The organism is Haloarchaeobius litoreus (assembly GCF_024495425.1).
Lineage (GTDB): Archaea > Halobacteriota > Halobacteria > Halobacteriales > Natrialbaceae > Haloarchaeobius > Haloarchaeobius litoreus.
Window position 1 is genome coordinate 423,479 of the sequence record NZ_JANHJR010000004.1, and the last position, 15,483, is coordinate 438,961.

Here is a 15,483-nt window from a genome sequence, read left to right on the forward strand (position 1 = left end):
ATTTGCGCAGGCACGGGTTGTCCCGTTCGACGTGGCCCGCTAGCGGACACTAGTCGAGGACGGCCGCCGAATCGTCCTGCGGTCGGTAATCCAGGTGCTGCATCGTCTCCGTCAGGGTGAGGTATCGGTCGCCGTTGGCCGAGATCCCGTGTGCGATAACCGGCGAGTGATCGATCGGTGTCTTGGCGGCCGCGCGCAGCAGCGCCCGACAGTCCCGGTGGCTGAGCCACATCGCGCGGGCGAAGCGATACCGGTCCGCGGCCTCCGACTCCATCTCCCGCAACTCCTCTCGTGACATCAGCCATCCGATGCGAACGACGACGATGTCGAGATCGTACCGGTCGGCATTGTAGGAACAGAGCGCCTCGGTAGCGACTTTGGCGACGCCGTAGTAGGAGTCCGGTCGCGGCGGCGTCTCCGTATCGATGGTCGTCGTCGGATTCTCGACAGTCGATTCGAACCTCGATGGATCGTCGCGGTTGTACATCCCGTGGACGTGGGCCGAACTCGCCATGACGACGCGGTCGAGGTCGTTCTCGCGGGCGGCCGCCATCGCGTTCGTCGTGATCCGGAGGTTCGCCTCCTCACCCTCGCTCCAGTCTGAACGTTCCCCCGGAACCCACGCGAGGTGGACGAGCACGTCGACACCGTCAAGCGCATCGACGAAGGCATCTCTGTCCGTAGCGTCGAGCAATTCACTGCTCATCTCCTCGTGTTCGTGGTGTGTCAACAGAGTGAGCTGGTCCCGGTCGAACGCGCCGACGGCGACGCGTCCGACCTTTCCAGCCGCGCCCGTGATGGCAACGTGCATACCGGGTCTAGTTACCGTCCCAGCACTGTAACTTGATTGTGTGTCGGAACGATCGAGATGATCTCCACAGAGACACTGTCGACACACACCTACCCCGGGCAGACCTATATTTTCCAGGATATTTTTCGTCTAACAAACTGCCGGGAAACAGTTGTCGGTCTCATCGTGGACACGTTCTCCCCCGAACAGAAATCCAGTACGGAAGCTCAGGAACAGCTCCTGAGATGGTTCTTCAAAACGGGGACAGTCGACCGGACCGTCGGCGATACCGAAGCGGCATTTCACACCGAGACGGGTCGGGAAGATCGACGGATTCGGACGCTGATGTACGAGACGGACATCCCCTGTTTCGCGGGTCATCACGCAGACCACGTCGTCGCGTTCGAACCGCACGAAAGGACGGCAACTCGACTGCGGGAAAACGCCGAGTTTAACGACATCCACGTCACGGTGTACCAGAGGGCGGTCGCTGACTACGAGGGGACAGCATCGCTGGTCCACCCACGACGCTCCCCACGAGAACTTTGAACCGGCGAGTTCTCGGTCGTACCCACCGACGACGCAACCGATGTCGCCGAAATCTCCGTGACGCAGGTAGACACAATCGTCCAACGGGAAGACCTCCCACAGCCCACCGTCGCTGAAATCGACGTGGAAGGTGCCGAACTGCAGGTCCTCGATGGCGGTGAGGAAACGCTCTACGCGTGCCGAGACCTGTTTATCGAGGTGCACACCGACCACGTGCACGTCGACGAGGTCACCTCACGACTGACGGACACCGGTTTCGAAGTCACGACAGTGAAAGAGCGGGGTAACACGGAGTTTCTGTGGGCGACAACACCCGCCTCAGGTAGTTCTCCGGACTGACATCCTCCTCAGCCCAAGGCCCGAGGGTTCCCTGCAGGGCGTGGTATCGCGCCTGTTCCGCGTATAAGCGCCGAATAGTCTTCACCTGTCACGGGAAGCTACTGCTATGGAAGACGTTCCGGGTATCGTCACGCTCACCGACGGCGACTGGACCGGCGCGTTCCGACGCCTCGCCGAACAGCAGGGCGGTATCATCTGGGTCCCGCCGGGGACCCACGACTGTGAACCGACGACCGTCGACCTCGCCGACTACGGCTCGCTTGGCGACAACGTCGCGATCCGCGGCGCGGGACTCGGGACGAGCGTCCTCGATCTCGGCAGCGGCGCAGGGGACGGCTTCTCGCTCGTCGACTCCGAAGGGGGAGATCTGTTCTATATCGATATCTCCGGCGTCAGGTTTCAGGGTGCCCGCGAAGGCGTCCTCTTTCGGCTGGGCACCGACGAGTGTACCGACGCGTACAACAGCTGTCGGCTATCGTTCGCGACGAACAACGGTTCGTCCGATGGAACTGCCGCCTGTCGACTCAATCACGTCCTCAACACCCGCCACTTCGGCGTCCACAACTGCGTCGGCGGCACCGCACTCGAACTCAGACAGTTCCAGTTCGGGGGGATCACAGGGTCGGTCAGCAGCAGACAGGGCCTCTCGATGGACTTTCGGGGCTACTCGATGGCGAACGTCGTGGAGTGGCTCAACGTCGAAGCCTGTGCCGACGGTGTCAGGATCGTCGGCGAAAACAGTGGGATCAACCGGTTCGGGATGCTCTACGGCGCAAACGTCCACGGAACGCTGTGGCGACACGAGGCACCGGTGGAGACGCGCATCGACGCGGCGTTTCTCGGGAGTAACATCGAGACGGTCGGGCGGACGACCGCCGGATCGGTCTCGGTCGGCATCACGAACGCATCGGCGTCGGCGTTCGAAGGAGAGTGACGGTTCCGTGAAAGGGTCGGTTCGCTGGCTGTCCGCCCGGCGGCGAGCGCTCTGCGCTCACAGCGTCTAAGTGCTCAATAACTATTGGACGCCGAGGCGATGCACTGACGATGCACCGTCAGAAACACTCGCAGGTCACCGAGCACGAACGGTCGTGCGGAGGGAAGCCGTGAGCAAGTCAGCACGACGGTACGACCTCGGCGTCCAGAGTTTCACGTACCGTGAGTTCAGCGTGCCCGACCTCTGTCAGGAACTCGGGGACACGGACGTGTCGGCGATCGAACTGTGCCACGAACACGTCACGCCCGAAACCGAACGCGACGCGGTCGATACGATCCGACAGGACCTCGGGGACACCGGTATCGACATCTGTGGCTACGGTGTCGTGGAGTTCGACGCCGAGGACGACGAATCGGATATCCGGGAGACGATGTCGATGATCGACCACCTCGGGGGAGAGTACTGTTCACTGGAGTTCCCGCCGGCCGACAAGGACATCCGCGAGCGGTTGCTCTCCGTCGCTGCGGAGTTCGATCTCGATCTGGCGATCCACAACCACGGTCCCGGCGCGACCTACTCGACGGTGGACGATGTCACACGCGTCCTCGACGAGACAGACGACACCCGGTTGGGGGCCTGCGTCGATACCGGTCACTACCTCCGGTCCGGGGAAGAGCCATCTGACGTGTTTCCGACTCTCGGCGAACGCGTCCTCGCGCTCCACGTGAAGGACTTCGTCGACGAGGAAACCGAGGCGATTCCAGGGAGCGGTCGGCTCGACATCCCGGAGTTGCTCGACATGCTCGACGAGGAGACGAACCTTGCACAGCCACTCGTCATCGAATACGAGGCCGACCCGGACGATCCGACCCCGGCCGTCGTCGAAGCGGTCGAGGCGTTTCAGCGAGCGATGGAGTAGCCGATATTCGTCGAAGGAGCCGCTGCGAGCTCGTTCAGTCGCTGCCGGAGGAGGCGGGCGAAAGCTGTCCGTCCGCGACCATCGATTCGAGCGGGTTGTCGTCGATGTCCAGCGGGAGATCGACGCGGCCGCGGCGACGAACCGACTCGTAGCCGGCGAAGATGATCTCGGTCGCGTTGAGTGCGTTCTTCGCGTCGAGCTCCGAGCGCCGTCCCGTCTCGAGCGCGTCGACGATGTCTCCGATCGCCCTGTCGATACAGGACGTTCCCGGGGCGAGCTCCTCGAACGTCAGTTCCTCACAGGCGTCCGAGTCGGTGCTGTAGACGTTGACGGCGAGTTTCTCGGTCAGGTGGACGTCCATGAAGCCGTCGCTGCCGACGAGACGCCAGTCACCGTCGGCGACGTCGGCAGCCGGACCGGTCGCGGCCATCCCGAAGACACCGTTCTCGTACTCCCAGCACGCGAGCACCTGATTCTCGTTGTGCGTGCCGAACCGGATGTCCTCCTCCTGGTAGTCCAGCTGCCCGATGACCCACTTCGCGCTGTGTTCGTCATTGAAGTAGTTACACATGTCGACGGCGTGGGTCCCGTTGTCGTAGAAGTTGCCCCAGCTGTACTCGATGCGGCGGAGGTCACCGATCGCGCCGTCGTCGAGTCGCTGTTTCGCGACCCGGAAGGGGTCACCGAAACGACGCATGTGGTTGAACGTCAGCTGCACGTCCTCGCGCTCGCAGGCCTCTGCCATCCGACGACTGCCGCCCCACGTGAGCGACATCGGTTTCTCACAGTGGATCGCGTCGACGACGCCGCTCTCGGCGGTTCCGACGACGAGATCGGCGTGGGTCGCGGGCGGCGTGCAGTTGCTCACGATGTCCGGTTCCAGCGCTGCGAGCATCTCCTGGTAATCGGTGAACACGCCTTCGGCCGGGATGTCGAACTCCTCAGCGAACGCAGCGGCGTTCTCCTCGACGATGTCGGCACAGCCGACGAGTCGGCAGTTGTCGAGTTGCTCGTAGGCCTCGGCGTGCTGGTAAGCCATGGCAAACCCATCGACGGAGGGTTCGTCGGGGTTTGCTCCGGTTCCGATGAATGCGATGTCGAACGACGTCACGACTGGGAGACACCCCTCGTTGTGGGAGCAGACGACAGATGCGTTGCCCAGCGCGGTACCGACCGGTCGATTAATGCAGTATTTATCGCCACAGCCGTTCTTTGGTTGCTGTTCATATTAGCCGCCAGGGGTTTTCTCTATATATGGCTTATTACTGGACACATTTAGTTACGAACGTTTGATAACCAGCCGCTATCCAGTTACGGTCCCGCCAGTTTCGTGTGGGACTGTCGATCACGATCGTTATTGGATAGGATTACTGTCCCTCTCGCTCAGTAAGTAAAGTATATCGAACATGATTCGGCGGTGAGTCACCCCGAATCGAGACCCGCAATAGAATGAGACGGTCCCGCAGGAGAGTAGAACCGTGCTTCGGAGGTTTTAGTCTGTCTCAATCGGGTTGGAGATGCTGGTCGTCGTGGTGCGTTCTCGCTCAGTGATCGGGGTATACTGGTCAGATTTCGGAGTACTCCTCTCGCCACAACGATGCTGGAAGAAACTGATGCAAGGGTCCCAGTAAGCCCGGAGCGGCTCGATAAACGATGAGAAGGGTGATAAGCGAGTCAATCCATGTTCTCCTACCACGGAGTCGGCCAATGAAGACCCACAGAGTACGTCGTAACCAGGCTGAGTCGGCAATTCCGCCGATCGGTGTCGGGAATTCAATTTTTTAACTATGAGCAAACAGTCCAGCACTCCGACTGAACAGACAACAGTATCGCAAACGCGTCGGAGCGATCTGAAGCGTATTGCGATGGTAACAACACCCGGTGATGGCTCGTGTGGAATCGGTACGTACGCGCGAGACCTCATCGACGGCATCGACGCAGTTGACGCAGAGGTCGTCGAGATCCCGCAGGACGAGCACTCGGTCGCTGGCTTTCTGCAGCTCGCTCTGCGCGCGGCACGCAGGGGCGGAGACGTGGTCCACGTACAACACGAGTACGGGCTCTTTCGCCGCCCGGGAAGCAAGTATCCCGGCGTGCTCGGCGTCGTCTTCTTCCCGGTGCTCTACGTCGCCTGCGCACTCCAGTCGAAAGACATCGTCGTTACGATGCACTCGGTGCTCGATTTCGAGCCGGACGAGGCACCGTTTTCGGTCAGACTCTATCTCCTGACGATGCACAAGCTTCTGGCGATCTGCTCGACGCACCTTATCTTTCTCGCACCCGATTGCGCCTCGAAGTTCCGAGACGACATCGCGCTCGGAACGGAGGAGTATAGCCTGCTCTCACACGGCGTGAACACCGACGTATCGCCCGACGTGTCGCAGGCGCAAGCCAAGCGACGGTTCGGCTACGACCAAGACGAGACGGTCATCGCCATCCCCGGATTCATCCGACCACCGAAGGGCCACGATATATTCATCGAGGTCGCGTCGAGACTCCCCGAATACGAGTTCATGATCGCAGGCGGTGCACGACCGAAGGGCGAGGACTTCGAGTTTGCGGAACAGATCAGATCGGAGGCACCGGACAACGTGACCGTCACGGGCGTCCTCGACGACCGCGACTACTGGACTGCCCTCAAAGCGCCCGACCTTGCCGTGCTTCCGTACCGCGTCGTGACACAGAGCGGGACGTTCAACGCGTGTGCGACGCAGGAACTTCCGGTCCTCGCCAGCGACGCCAGGTACTTCGAACGCATCCAGGGGACGTGGGGAACGCCGGAGACCACTGATATCTCCGACGTCGACGAGGTGGTCGAGCGCGTCCGGCAACTTCTCGAAGGTGGGAGCCGCCGAACGGGACTCGCCGAGAGCATCGCCCAGTACAAACAGGCCAACAGTTTCGAGCAGGTCGGCACCGACCACCGACGGATTTACCACCGCATACAACACGGCACAGACGGTGAACCTCATCGGTCCGTCGATTCGAATCAGTTCGCCGGGTCGTCCTGATAGAGATGCGAGGAGATTGCCTGCCGTTTTCAGACCAGGATGAATCCGACGATCGACTACACAGACCACGTCGATCGTACGACCTGATATTCCTCGTACCGTCGACCGATCACTCTGAGGGGTCGGTACAGTGGAGGACTCCACGGGCGTCCGGTCTGGGCGAGCAACTCAACTGACTCGGCAACGAATGGACTGTCATGAACGATGACCCGCTCAACAACCTCGACCGGCGCATCCTGCACCTGTTGCAGATAGACGCCCGCGGGGCCTCCGATACGGATATCGCCAACGAGACGGACGTCACTGGCACGACCATCCATAACCGCATCAAGGGGCTGGAGGACCAGGGCATCATCACCGGCTACCATCCGGAAATCGACTACGAGAAGGCGGGCTATCCGATGCAGGTCCTGTTCATCTGCTCGACCGACCTCTCCAACCGGTCGGAGATGGCGGAGAAAGCCCTTGAAGTTCGGGGTGTCGTCAACGTCCGGCAGATGCTGTCCGGCGAGGAGAACCTCCACGTCGAGGTCGTCGCCGAATCAACCTCCGAGATCGAAGAGAGTACGGACCAGTTGGACAGCCTCGGCCTGCGAATCGTGAGTAGCAACATTCTGGCGGAAGAACACATCCAGCCGTGGAATCACTTCCATCAGGAGTTCGCCGGCGAGGACGCCGATACGCCCGATGAGATCGGTTCGACAGACGAATAGTCGCCCGCCGAGATCCGGGGTCAGTTGGAGTACTGAACTCCTTCCCGCGTCCCCCGGTCTACTGACCTCGACCTCTTGGGAAAGTCAAGCAAACGTCCGGTCTCGCTCGATATTATCAATTATGTAGAATTATAGCAAAAAAGATAATAAGGTGGTGCGGTCCGAAGGGTTGGTCGTGGCATCATCGAACACCGCAGAACTGGGCGAGACATTCGGCGTGTTGGCGCATCCCTACCGTCGCTACGTGTTGTACTACCTGCGAAAACACTCCGGGGCGGTCGCCATCGATACCCTCACAGCGATGCTGACCAACGAACTGGACGGTCCATCCGCGACGGCCGGGACGGAGACGCCCGAACACATCGAGGTCGCCCTTCATCACACGCACCTCCCGAAACTCGCTGATGCCGGCCTCATCACGGCTGTACAGGATGGGCAATCGATCGAACTCGTCGGGATGAATGGCCACGCCCAGTTCATCGACGATTCGGCTCGTATCGACGGCTATGCACTGCCCGCCGCGGGCGATTGAGAACACTGCCTCGACCACATCAATCCCGTCCACGACGCCGACCCAGAGAGCTACTATGACAGAAGCCCACGACCACGAGATCGTTCGCCGAGAACTGAACACTGACAGAGAGGAGCCGGCTGTTGCGATAGCGGAAGTTGTCGCTGAGCTCGAAGGAAAGCCAGCGGACGAGTTGACATCGACCTACGACTGCATCGATGGGATGATATCGGAGTTGTATTCGAACCCGCCGTCACCAGAGGCACAGATGACGGTCGAATTCACGTACAGCGGCTACCGCATCACCGTCGAGCAGAGCGGCACCGCGGAGTTCGTCCGTGTGTCGTAACCGCTGTCGGCCGAATGCCAGACAAAGGTAGTGTATCCACGCTCGGTCGGACGGGGCCAGCGGTCAACTCGCATCGTTGGCGAGGGGATGGTTCGTGCGATGTTCTCTCTGAAGGAGGGGTTCCAGCCGAGGCGAGGCTCGTGATTGCGATAACCGACACTGCACGAGCACACCGCTCCGTTCTCGACCAGTACACGATGGGTAACAACCTGTCAGCAGAGTCATCACCGTGAGAGACGATAGCAACTCATGGGAACCGAAATGCACCAACAATGGGAATACAGGACACTCGAACCGCCAAAGGGATTGACCAAGCGAGAGACGGTCGACCCGACGGACGAACTCAACCGCCTCGGTGCAGAGGGCTGGGAACTCGCGGAGACGATCAGCTACGACGGTGGCGGCACGAAATTACTGCTGTTCAAACGCCCAGTCTCCCATGAGTGACCTCTCGACGGACACCACGCTCCGTGAGCGGACGGACGTCAACAGGTACTGGTTCTGGTTGCTGCTCGGGGCCAACCGGTGGGTCGTCGCCGGCGGGCTCGCGTTCCTGATCTTCTTCGTTTTCATGATCTGGGGCGTGACGAAGCCGGTGTCGTTGCACTCGACCATGCAGTCGAGCGACATGGTCGAGACGGTGTTCGCCGGTCTCGTCGGCGCGATCATCACGGGAACGACGCTCGTCGTCACGATCAATCAGCTCGTCCTCTCCCAGGAAATCGGCTCCCTCGGGAACCAGCGGAGTCGGATGGACCGGACGATGGATTTCCGCCAGAACACCGATAGCCTTCTCGGGATGACGACGCCCGCCGACCCAGCGGCCTACCTCGAAGCACTCATCGAAACGAGCGAACAGCGAGCAGAGACACTGCGGGACACACTCTCCGAGACTGAAAACCAGGAGCTCTCCAGGAAGGTGGACGAGTACGTCACCGACCTGTTGGAGAACGCCGACCACGCACGCACCCACCTCGAAGACACCGACTTCGGCACCTTCGACGTCTTATCGCCCGCGCTCGATTACAGCTATGATCGGAAGATGCACGACGTTCGCCGGATCGGGATGGAGTACGAAGCCTCCCTCACCGACGAGGAACGAAGCGCGTTCAGAAACCTGCTCGAGGCGCTTACGATGTACGGGGTGGTCCGCGAGTACATCAAGGACCTCTACATCCAGTGGGCGCTGGTGAAACTCTCACGAGCCATCCTGTACGCCGCGGTGATCGCACTCACCGTCGCTGGGGGGATGGTCGTCTTCGTCGACCCGACGACGTTCCCCGGCACGTTCCTCGGCATCGAGAGCATTCTCTGGGTCGTGAGCGCCGCGTTTGCCATCTCGGTGCTGCCGTTTCTCCTGTTCACATCCTACATCCTGCGGCTCGCGACGCTCGCCAAACAGACGCTCTCGATGGGACCGCTCATGCTCAGCTGACCTGCGACAGGGTTCGAACGCGTACTACGCAGGTCGCCCATGTGGACGCGACGGAGCCCGGACGGAGAGTGGTCGAACAGGGCACGGGTCCGGGTTCGATGATGGCACGTGCCTCCCGCGGCGAAATGGACCAGGCGACGACTTATACATGTTCGACGATAACTTATCGCATGGAAGTTCGCCCTGCGGAGTCGGACGACCGGGACCGTATCAGAGCGATCACACGCGACTCTCTGCAATCGTCGTACTCGCTCAGCCCACAGCAGATCGAGTCGATACTCGAGCAGGAGTTCGACGACGCGTCGCTGGACGACCTGCTCGACGATCCCGATACGACGGTGCTCGTCGTCGACGAGACGATCGACGGCACGGAGGCTGTCTACGGGTTCATCACCGTCGAGGTCGGAACACGAGCGACGATCCGGTGGCTCCACGTGGACCCGGAGGCGCGGGGCAGGGGCATCGCCACGGCGCTGCTCGGTCGCGTTCGCGAAGAGTTCGTCGAGAAGCCGATCGCGGCGTCTGTCCTCGAGGATGCCGTCGAGGGCGGCGAGTTCCTCAAGGGGTTCGGCCTCAAGGAGACCGACCACGACCAGATACTGCTCGGTGGGGAGGAGTTCGGTGTCACCATGTTCGCCGAGGGACAGGGGTCGGAGACGTTGACCGAACCCGCCGTCCCGATCCCCGAGTCAGTCACCGTCGACGGAGTTTCCCGGCCCGTCGACCGTGACGATAGCGTTCCCGGTAGGGAGGCCCCGTTCTTCACGGTGTACGCTGCGGAGGGTGAGCAGGACGCGTACGGGTACTTCTGTTCACAGTGCGGCAGTACGAACGTCTCCGCCGACGGACAGGACAGGCTCGAGTGTGGGGACTGTGGCAACTCACACCTGGCCGACGAGTGGGACGACGCGTATCTTTGAGACTGCCCGGCACGAGTTGACATTCAGACGATGACAAACGCCCCCTCCGACGCCGACCGGAACTCCTCAGGCGGTGTGGTAGCTGCGGGCGATGAAGCGGACCAGCCAGACGAGCCGGCTGTCTACGATTGGCCCGACGATGAGGCCGAGTCACGGATTGACGTGGGAGTCCTCGTCGCGCACTCACCTGGTGGAGCTGTCGAGCCGCTCCGGTCGTTCGCCGAGCGGATGGCCCGTGACGGTGTCGACGAGTTGGCGGCAGTCACGGACGCAGCGTGGCGGGTGCATTGTGTCGAACCGGACCCGCTCACCGACCGTGCTCCGCGACGGCCGTCCGAGTTCCTCGATGAAGCCGCGCTTCACATGACGAAACGCCCGTACGACCTGGTCGTCGTCGTGACCGACGTGCCACTCACCACGCGGGATGAGCGAACCGTCGAGGGACTCGCTTCCCCGCTCGCCCGCGTCGTCGTCGTCTCCACGCAACGACTCCTGCGGACTCACGACCGGGCGGCGGTCCGGGAGATCGACTCACCGGCCGTCCGCTGGAACGCTGCGACTCTCCTCGTTCACCTCCTGGGGCACGTGTTTCGTGCGGACCACAGTGATGGCGGGGTGATGGCTCCGTTCTCGTTCGACCCGTCCCGACGGAGCGTCCCGCCGTTCGATGCGGACGTCACGGAACATCTCGAAGGGATCGCGAGCCGCATCCCCCAGGCGGACGTCTCGCGAGGGTGGCTTCGACGGCTGGTGTTTCACGCGGTGAGCCTCGTGCGGAATCCGGGTATCGTCGCCGCGACACTGCTGCAGAGTCGCGCACCGCTGCTCCCGTTCTCGCTTCCGCGCCTCTCGACGGCCGCCGTGACGCCGACACTGATCCTCGTGTTCAGTGCCGAGGCGTGGGACGTCGGGCTGAACCTGACCAACCGCATCGCCGCGCTCTTCGCGATAGGGAGTATCATCGCTGCTGCACTCCATCTCCTGTACGTGCAGCGCCTGACGTTCCCACGAGAACACAGCCAGGTGTTCACCGAACACATGGCACTGGTGAACGTGACCGTGTTTCTCATCCTCGTCGTGGCGATGACGGGACTCTTCCTCATCGTCGGGTCGATCATGCTCCTGATCGAACTCGCCGTCTTCCCGCCGAACCTGATGACGAACTGGCCGAGCCTCGAAGATCCCACCGTCGGGCTCGTCGACCTTGTCCGTGTTGGGGTGTTCATCAGTACCCTCGGTGTGCTGTCGGGCGCGCTCGCCGGTGGTGCCGAAAATCGGATGGCACTCCGGCATCTCGCGCTCTTCCGTGACAGGCCGTAGGCTGTCGACGACATCGCGTGAGTGACTGGTGCGGAGCGTGACCCGTCTCACGTCGAGGTGGGGCCACCGAGTCATTCACACCCACAGTATTTTGCCTCTGTGAGGCGTCTATCGTACGTATGAGTGCTCGATTACGAGCAGGTCCCCTCAGTACTGCTGCGCAGGGAACCGTGTCATGAGGCTCTCTCGGTGGCGAGGTTGGTTTCCGGTCCCGAACTGGGCCACTGGGTTCAACCTGAAACAGTGGGTACTGCTCGATGCGGACCGGCTGGCGGTGACGGGTGCGTTGCTCACGGGGGTCTTCATGACTTTTATGCTCATCTCGACGTTCTGGACCTTCGAGATGCAGACACTACTGACGGACACCTCGACCGTCCAGACGATCCTCAATACGTTCCTGAGCGGGATGATCCTCCTGGTCTCCATCGTCGTCTCGATCAACTCGATAGTCCTCTCACACGACATGACCTCCGTCGAAAACCAGGAGGACCGGATTCAGGGCGCGATAGAGTTCCGTCGGAGCCTCAGCGAACTGACCGAGGAGGGGGAAGACCCGTCCGAACCCTCGTCGTTTCTCAAGGTCATGTCCCGAACCATCAGTGCTCGTGCGCAGGTGCTCACGAGCGATCTGGACGGTGTCGAAGAGGAACTCGTCGACGATATCGACGAGTACGTGACTTCGGTCTCAAACGCCGCCGAACAGCTCGGTGCAGTCGAGGAGACCTCCGGCGCGGAGTTCGCCGTCCTCTGGAAAGGAATCGAGTTCGACTACGGTTCGCACATCGAACGGTCGCGAACGCTTGGTGCGTCCGGTGAGGCCTCGTCAGACTCCTTCGAAGACCTCATCAAGGCGTTCGAACTGTTCGCCATCGGGAAGGAGTATTTCAAAACCCTATACTATACGAAGGAGGTGTCACAGCTGTCCCGGACACTGCTGGTCGTCGCGCTCCCGGCCATCCTGTTCAACGCCTCCGCGATCATCGCGATCAACGGAGAGGTCCTCCCCGACACCCAGATCCTGGGTATCCCATCGCTACAGACGTTCATGGCCGTCGCGTTCACGGTCTCGGTCGCACCCTATCTCGTGTTGACCGCGTATATGCTCCGACTCTCGACCGTCGCGCGACTGACTGCGTCGGGTGGAATCTTCTCGCTGAAGTAGCGAGCATCGGGACCCCCTCGCTGTGGATGGCTACCCAGACGACGGGGGAGGGTGGCCCGACCGCCGCAGGCGGTGTTCCTCCCGTCGCGAGCACGTCCGCCAACTGGCCCTGCGGACACCCACCGTCGAATCTCCACGGAAGAACTGTTCAAACTATCACATATCTGGAGGTGGAAACAGAGGTTTACCCTTCCGGACCGAAGGTTAGTCTGTACAGGCGACCCACTCCGCTCCTGACCGGCGTCCGGCAGCATGGGCAGTCGATGCCGAGGGTGGGGGTGTGTCTGATATCGTCGTGACCGCAGCCAGGTACTCCCGCGGGGCGACTGCGTGCGCGACCCGTGGATATCTGGCCGCGGACTGAGGAATCATGACGGGACGAACATCCGGAGACACACGCACACGGCGGCGACCGAGTTTCGTCTGACGACGTAGAATTATGGCTATCACACACTCGCTCGCTCGAAACGTGACGACGAACGCAGTGCTTGGGTGGGCCTTCGTCGGGGTCGTCATCCTCATCGCCGCCGTCAGCCTCCTTCTGGCGTCGCTTCTCGGGGGTTTTCTCGCACTCATCGCTGCCGGAATCCTCGTGGTTCCGGCGGTACTGCGACGGGACTGGCGGGTGATGCTCCCGTGGCCACTCGCGCTGGTCGTCGCCGTCGGAGTGACCGCGCGGACGTTCGGCGTCGCCCCGGAGGTTTCCGGGTACGTCGCCATCGCCTCCGTCGCGCTCGCGGCTGTCGTCGAGCTCGACTCGTTCACCGACGTAGAGATGAGTCGTCGCTTCGCAGTGCTGTTCTCCGTTATGACGACTATCGCGTTCCAGTCGTGGTGGACGATCGCAGGCTACTATTCGGACCAGTGGTTCGGCACCTCGTTCATCCTCTCGCAGGCGGAACTACAGTGGGACCTCGTCGCCGTCATGGTCGTCAGCCTCGTCATGGGGCTGCTCTTCTTGTGGTACTTCGACCGTATCGAACACGTCGGTTCACGTCACCAACCGGTCGTCCCGGAGGAGTCATCATGACCGTCGCCGAGACCATCGGCCTCTCGGCGCGGAGGCAACGCCTGCTGACCCGACTGCTGCAGTTCGTGCTGGTGGGTATCTGCATCGTCGGGTTAGTCACGCTCCGCCCCGGGATGGCTGTCAACGGCGCGTTCGGTCTGGCGCTCACGTTGATCCCGGCCGCGATCCGCCGGGAGTACGATTACACGATGAGTCCCGCGCTGGTCCTGTGGATTACCATCGCCGTCAGTCTTCACAGCGTCGGGTCGCTCGGCCCGTACACGTGGTTCTCCTGGTTCGACAGCGTGACACACACGGTCTCAGCGATCGTGGTCGCCGGGCTGGGATACGCGGTCTTCCGTGGGTTCGAGCAGCACTCGGATGAGCTCCACGTCCCGGCCAGCGTCAGGCCCGTGTTCATCGTCGTGTTCGTCCTCGCTGTCTCCGTCGTCTGGGAGCTGCTCGAGTTCTCGACCGGCCAGCTATCGCAGGTACTCGGTATCGAAGCACCGCTGGTCGTCTATGGGGTCGACGACATCGTCACGGACATGGTGTTCAACACAGTCGGCGGACTGATCGTGGCCGCCGGTGCCTCCGGGTACTTCGACTCGCTTTCGGGATTCTTCCGGCGTCGGTTCGGCTCCGATAACACCTGAGTCCACGGGAGAGGCGGGAGATGGATGGAGCAGGAGGAGTTCGCAGGGCTTCTCGGCAGTACGCCGCGAGTCGGTTCCGGGCACCGGACGAATTGGAGGCTGTCATAGAACGGTACACCCCACTCTAAGCCGACTGGCGAACGCTACCTACTGAGGCTGTCGGGGTCACTTCGGAGTACCACTACTGGGAACCGCTGTACCGAGGAGAACCATCACCCGGTCAGTGCGGAGAGGGCCTCCTCGAGATCGTTACGGCGGATGTACAGCACGATGAGTCCAAGGATGAGGAGGCCGACTCCCCACCAGAGCGAGTCTCCGGGAATATACCATAGAATGATGGTTACGATGCCCGACGACAGAAGCGACCAGCCGATCGTCGTCTGATATGCCATAGTTGATATACGTGTTCACGGTGTTTATCGCTAGCCTGTCGTTCCAGACGAACCACGCCGGGTGCGCGAACAGCAATCAGAACCCGACGGGGCCATCACGTCTCCCATCGGCCGCAATCTCGAACGAACTCGGCGGGCATCGTTCCGAGTCTACAGAATGAACGTGACGATGGCGAGGATGACGAAGATGATGACGAGCCATTTTGCGATATCCATACTGAGCCCGGCGACTCCCCGGGCACCGAGCACCGCTGCGACGACCGCGAGTATCAAAAAGAGGATTGCAAGCTCGATGAATCCTCCACCGAACTGCAACGGCACCGGCTGGACCGAGACGGCACTATCCAGAACACTGGGTGATGGTAACATAGCTCACCTACGCCTCCCGTACATTTAAATCCGCAACGTATTCACTCTCATCGTGCTATCGAGTAACAGGAGGATTCACTCCGTGTGACAGGGAGAGTCTCGCTT

At 61.5% G+C, this 15,483-nt stretch carries 18 protein-coding genes and 1 pseudogene; 15 read left to right on the forward strand and 4 right to left on the reverse strand.

Annotated features, from left to right (window positions below; translation table 11 throughout):
• Nucleotides 1–49: 49 nt before the first annotated feature.
• The gene (locus NOW55_RS19725; RefSeq protein ID WP_256401840.1) at nt 50–811 is read right to left on the reverse strand and encodes an NAD-dependent epimerase/dehydratase family protein; all 762 of its coding nucleotides are present in this window, start codon (nt 809–811) and stop codon (nt 50–52) included.
• Nucleotides 812–868: 57 nt separating this feature from the next.
• Here NOW55_RS19725 and NOW55_RS19730 point away from each other — a divergent pair, with 57 nt between their 5' ends.
• The 4 genes and pseudogenes from NOW55_RS19730 (at nt 869) to NOW55_RS19745 (ending at nt 3,531) form a co-directional block, all read left to right on the forward strand.
• Nucleotides 869–1,339 (forward strand): class I SAM-dependent methyltransferase, encoded by a 471-nt coding sequence (locus tag NOW55_RS19730; RefSeq protein ID WP_256401841.1) that lies wholly within the window; start codon nt 869–871, stop codon nt 1,337–1,339.
• Nucleotides 1,340–1,372: 33 nt separating this feature from the next.
• Nucleotides 1,373–1,678 (forward strand): annotated as a pseudogene (locus NOW55_RS19735) (FkbM family methyltransferase); the annotation flags it as partial.
• Between the two features lie 106 nt (nt 1,679–1,784).
• Complete coding sequence (locus NOW55_RS19740; protein ID WP_256401842.1) at nt 1,785–2,612, forward strand: hypothetical protein; 828 nt, start codon at nt 1,785–1,787, stop codon at nt 2,610–2,612.
• 169 nt (nt 2,613–2,781) lie between these two features.
• On the forward strand, nt 2,782–3,531 hold the full coding sequence (locus NOW55_RS19745; RefSeq protein ID WP_256401843.1) for a sugar phosphate isomerase/epimerase family protein: 750 nt from the start codon (nt 2,782–2,784) through the stop codon (nt 3,529–3,531).
• A 34-nt stretch (nt 3,532–3,565) separates the two neighbouring features.
• Here NOW55_RS19745 and NOW55_RS19750 read toward each other — a convergent pair whose 3' ends face one another.
• Nucleotides 3,566–4,642 (reverse strand): Gfo/Idh/MocA family protein, encoded by a 1,077-nt coding sequence (locus tag NOW55_RS19750; RefSeq protein ID WP_368407791.1) that lies wholly within the window; start codon nt 4,640–4,642, stop codon nt 3,566–3,568.
• Nucleotides 4,643–5,318: 676 nt separating this feature from the next.
• Here NOW55_RS19750 and NOW55_RS19755 point away from each other — a divergent pair.
• The 11 genes from NOW55_RS19755 to NOW55_RS19805 all read left to right on the forward strand — a co-directional run bounded on the left by NOW55_RS19755 (nt 5,319) and on the right by NOW55_RS19805 (nt 14,617).
• Complete coding sequence (locus NOW55_RS19755) at nt 5,319–6,542, forward strand: glycosyltransferase (RefSeq protein ID WP_256401845.1); 1,224 nt, start codon at nt 5,319–5,321, stop codon at nt 6,540–6,542.
• Between the two features lie 197 nt (nt 6,543–6,739).
• Complete coding sequence (locus tag NOW55_RS19760) at nt 6,740–7,255, forward strand: Lrp/AsnC family transcriptional regulator (protein WP_256401846.1); 516 nt, start codon at nt 6,740–6,742, stop codon at nt 7,253–7,255.
• Between the two features lie 175 nt (nt 7,256–7,430).
• Nucleotides 7,431–7,787 (forward strand): DUF7344 domain-containing protein, encoded by a 357-nt coding sequence (locus NOW55_RS19765; RefSeq protein WP_256401847.1) that lies wholly within the window; start codon nt 7,431–7,433, stop codon nt 7,785–7,787.
• 55 nt (nt 7,788–7,842) lie between these two features.
• The gene (locus tag NOW55_RS19770) at nt 7,843–8,115 is read left to right on the forward strand and encodes a HalOD1 output domain-containing protein (RefSeq protein WP_256401848.1); all 273 of its coding nucleotides are present in this window, start codon (nt 7,843–7,845) and stop codon (nt 8,113–8,115) included.
• A 249-nt stretch (nt 8,116–8,364) separates the two neighbouring features.
• On the forward strand, nt 8,365–8,562 hold the full coding sequence (gene sp36 / locus NOW55_RS19775; protein WP_390293646.1) for a Sp36 family protein: 198 nt from the start codon (nt 8,365–8,367) through the stop codon (nt 8,560–8,562).
• Nucleotides 8,555–9,550, forward strand: coding sequence for a DUF7972 family membrane protein (locus NOW55_RS19780; protein WP_256401849.1), 996 nt, complete (start codon nt 8,555–8,557; stop codon nt 9,548–9,550). Before sp36 ends, NOW55_RS19780 begins: the two co-directional genes overlap by 8 nt.
• A gap of 170 nt (nt 9,551–9,720) precedes the next feature.
• Nucleotides 9,721–10,470, forward strand: coding sequence for a GNAT family N-acetyltransferase (locus NOW55_RS19785; RefSeq protein ID WP_256401850.1), 750 nt, complete (start codon nt 9,721–9,723; stop codon nt 10,468–10,470).
• Nucleotides 10,471–10,500: 30 nt separating this feature from the next.
• Entirely contained in the window at nt 10,501–11,790 is a 1,290-nt protein-coding gene (locus NOW55_RS19790) for a zinc metalloprotease (RefSeq protein WP_256401851.1), read from the forward strand.
• A 175-nt stretch (nt 11,791–11,965) separates the two neighbouring features.
• A complete protein-coding gene (locus NOW55_RS19795) occupies nt 11,966–12,952 on the forward strand; it encodes a DUF7972 family membrane protein (protein WP_256401852.1) in 987 nt (328 codons plus the stop codon).
• Between the two features lie 469 nt (nt 12,953–13,421).
• On the forward strand, nt 13,422–13,982 hold the full coding sequence (locus NOW55_RS19800) for a hypothetical protein (protein ID WP_256401853.1): 561 nt from the start codon (nt 13,422–13,424) through the stop codon (nt 13,980–13,982).
• Nucleotides 13,979–14,617 (forward strand): DUF2238 domain-containing protein, encoded by a 639-nt coding sequence (locus tag NOW55_RS19805; RefSeq protein WP_256401854.1) that lies wholly within the window; start codon nt 13,979–13,981, stop codon nt 14,615–14,617. The genes NOW55_RS19800 and NOW55_RS19805 overlap by 4 nt, the downstream gene beginning before the upstream one ends.
• 212 nt (nt 14,618–14,829) lie before the next feature.
• Here the strand turns inward: NOW55_RS19805 and NOW55_RS19810 are convergent, their stop codons facing one another.
• Together NOW55_RS19810 and NOW55_RS19815 are read right to left on the reverse strand one after the other, a co-directional pair.
• Complete coding sequence (locus NOW55_RS19810; RefSeq protein ID WP_256401855.1) at nt 14,830–15,009, reverse strand: hypothetical protein; 180 nt, start codon at nt 15,007–15,009, stop codon at nt 14,830–14,832.
• A 150-nt stretch (nt 15,010–15,159) separates the two neighbouring features.
• On the reverse strand, nt 15,160–15,378 hold the full coding sequence (locus tag NOW55_RS19815; protein WP_256401856.1) for a DUF1328 domain-containing protein: 219 nt from the start codon (nt 15,376–15,378) through the stop codon (nt 15,160–15,162).
• Between the last annotated feature and the right edge of the window lie 105 nt (nt 15,379–15,483).

Bases quoted from the DNA above. Each gene is read 5' to 3' on its own strand.
- NOW55_RS19725 (WP_256401840.1), bottom strand. From the start codon at position 811: ATGCACGTTGCCATCACGGGCGCGGCTGGAAAGGTCGGACGCGTCGCC.
- NOW55_RS19730 (WP_256401841.1), top strand. From the start codon at position 869: ATGATCTCCACAGAGACACTGTCGACACACACCTACCCCGGGCAGACC.
- NOW55_RS19740 (WP_256401842.1), top strand. From the start codon at position 1,785: ATGGAAGACGTTCCGGGTATCGTCACGCTCACCGACGGCGACTGGACC.
- NOW55_RS19755 (WP_256401845.1), top strand. From the start codon at position 5,319: ATGAGCAAACAGTCCAGCACTCCGACTGAACAGACAACAGTATCGCAA.
- NOW55_RS19760 (WP_256401846.1), top strand. From the start codon at position 6,740: ATGAACGATGACCCGCTCAACAACCTCGACCGGCGCATCCTGCACCTG.
- NOW55_RS19770 (WP_256401848.1), top strand. From the start codon at position 7,843: ATGACAGAAGCCCACGACCACGAGATCGTTCGCCGAGAACTGAACACT.
- sp36 (WP_390293646.1), top strand. From the start codon at position 8,365: ATGGGAACCGAAATGCACCAACAATGGGAATACAGGACACTCGAACCG.
- NOW55_RS19780 (WP_256401849.1), top strand. From the start codon at position 8,555: ATGAGTGACCTCTCGACGGACACCACGCTCCGTGAGCGGACGGACGTC.
- NOW55_RS19785 (WP_256401850.1), top strand. From the start codon at position 9,721: ATGGAAGTTCGCCCTGCGGAGTCGGACGACCGGGACCGTATCAGAGCG.
- NOW55_RS19790 (WP_256401851.1), top strand. From the start codon at position 10,501: ATGACAAACGCCCCCTCCGACGCCGACCGGAACTCCTCAGGCGGTGTG.
- NOW55_RS19795 (WP_256401852.1), top strand. From the start codon at position 11,966: ATGAGGCTCTCTCGGTGGCGAGGTTGGTTTCCGGTCCCGAACTGGGCC.
- NOW55_RS19805 (WP_256401854.1), top strand. From the start codon at position 13,979: ATGACCGTCGCCGAGACCATCGGCCTCTCGGCGCGGAGGCAACGCCTG.
- NOW55_RS19810 (WP_256401855.1), bottom strand. From the start codon at position 15,009: ATGGCATATCAGACGACGATCGGCTGGTCGCTTCTGTCGTCGGGCATC.
- NOW55_RS19815 (WP_256401856.1), bottom strand. From the start codon at position 15,378: ATGTTACCATCACCCAGTGTTCTGGATAGTGCCGTCTCGGTCCAGCCG.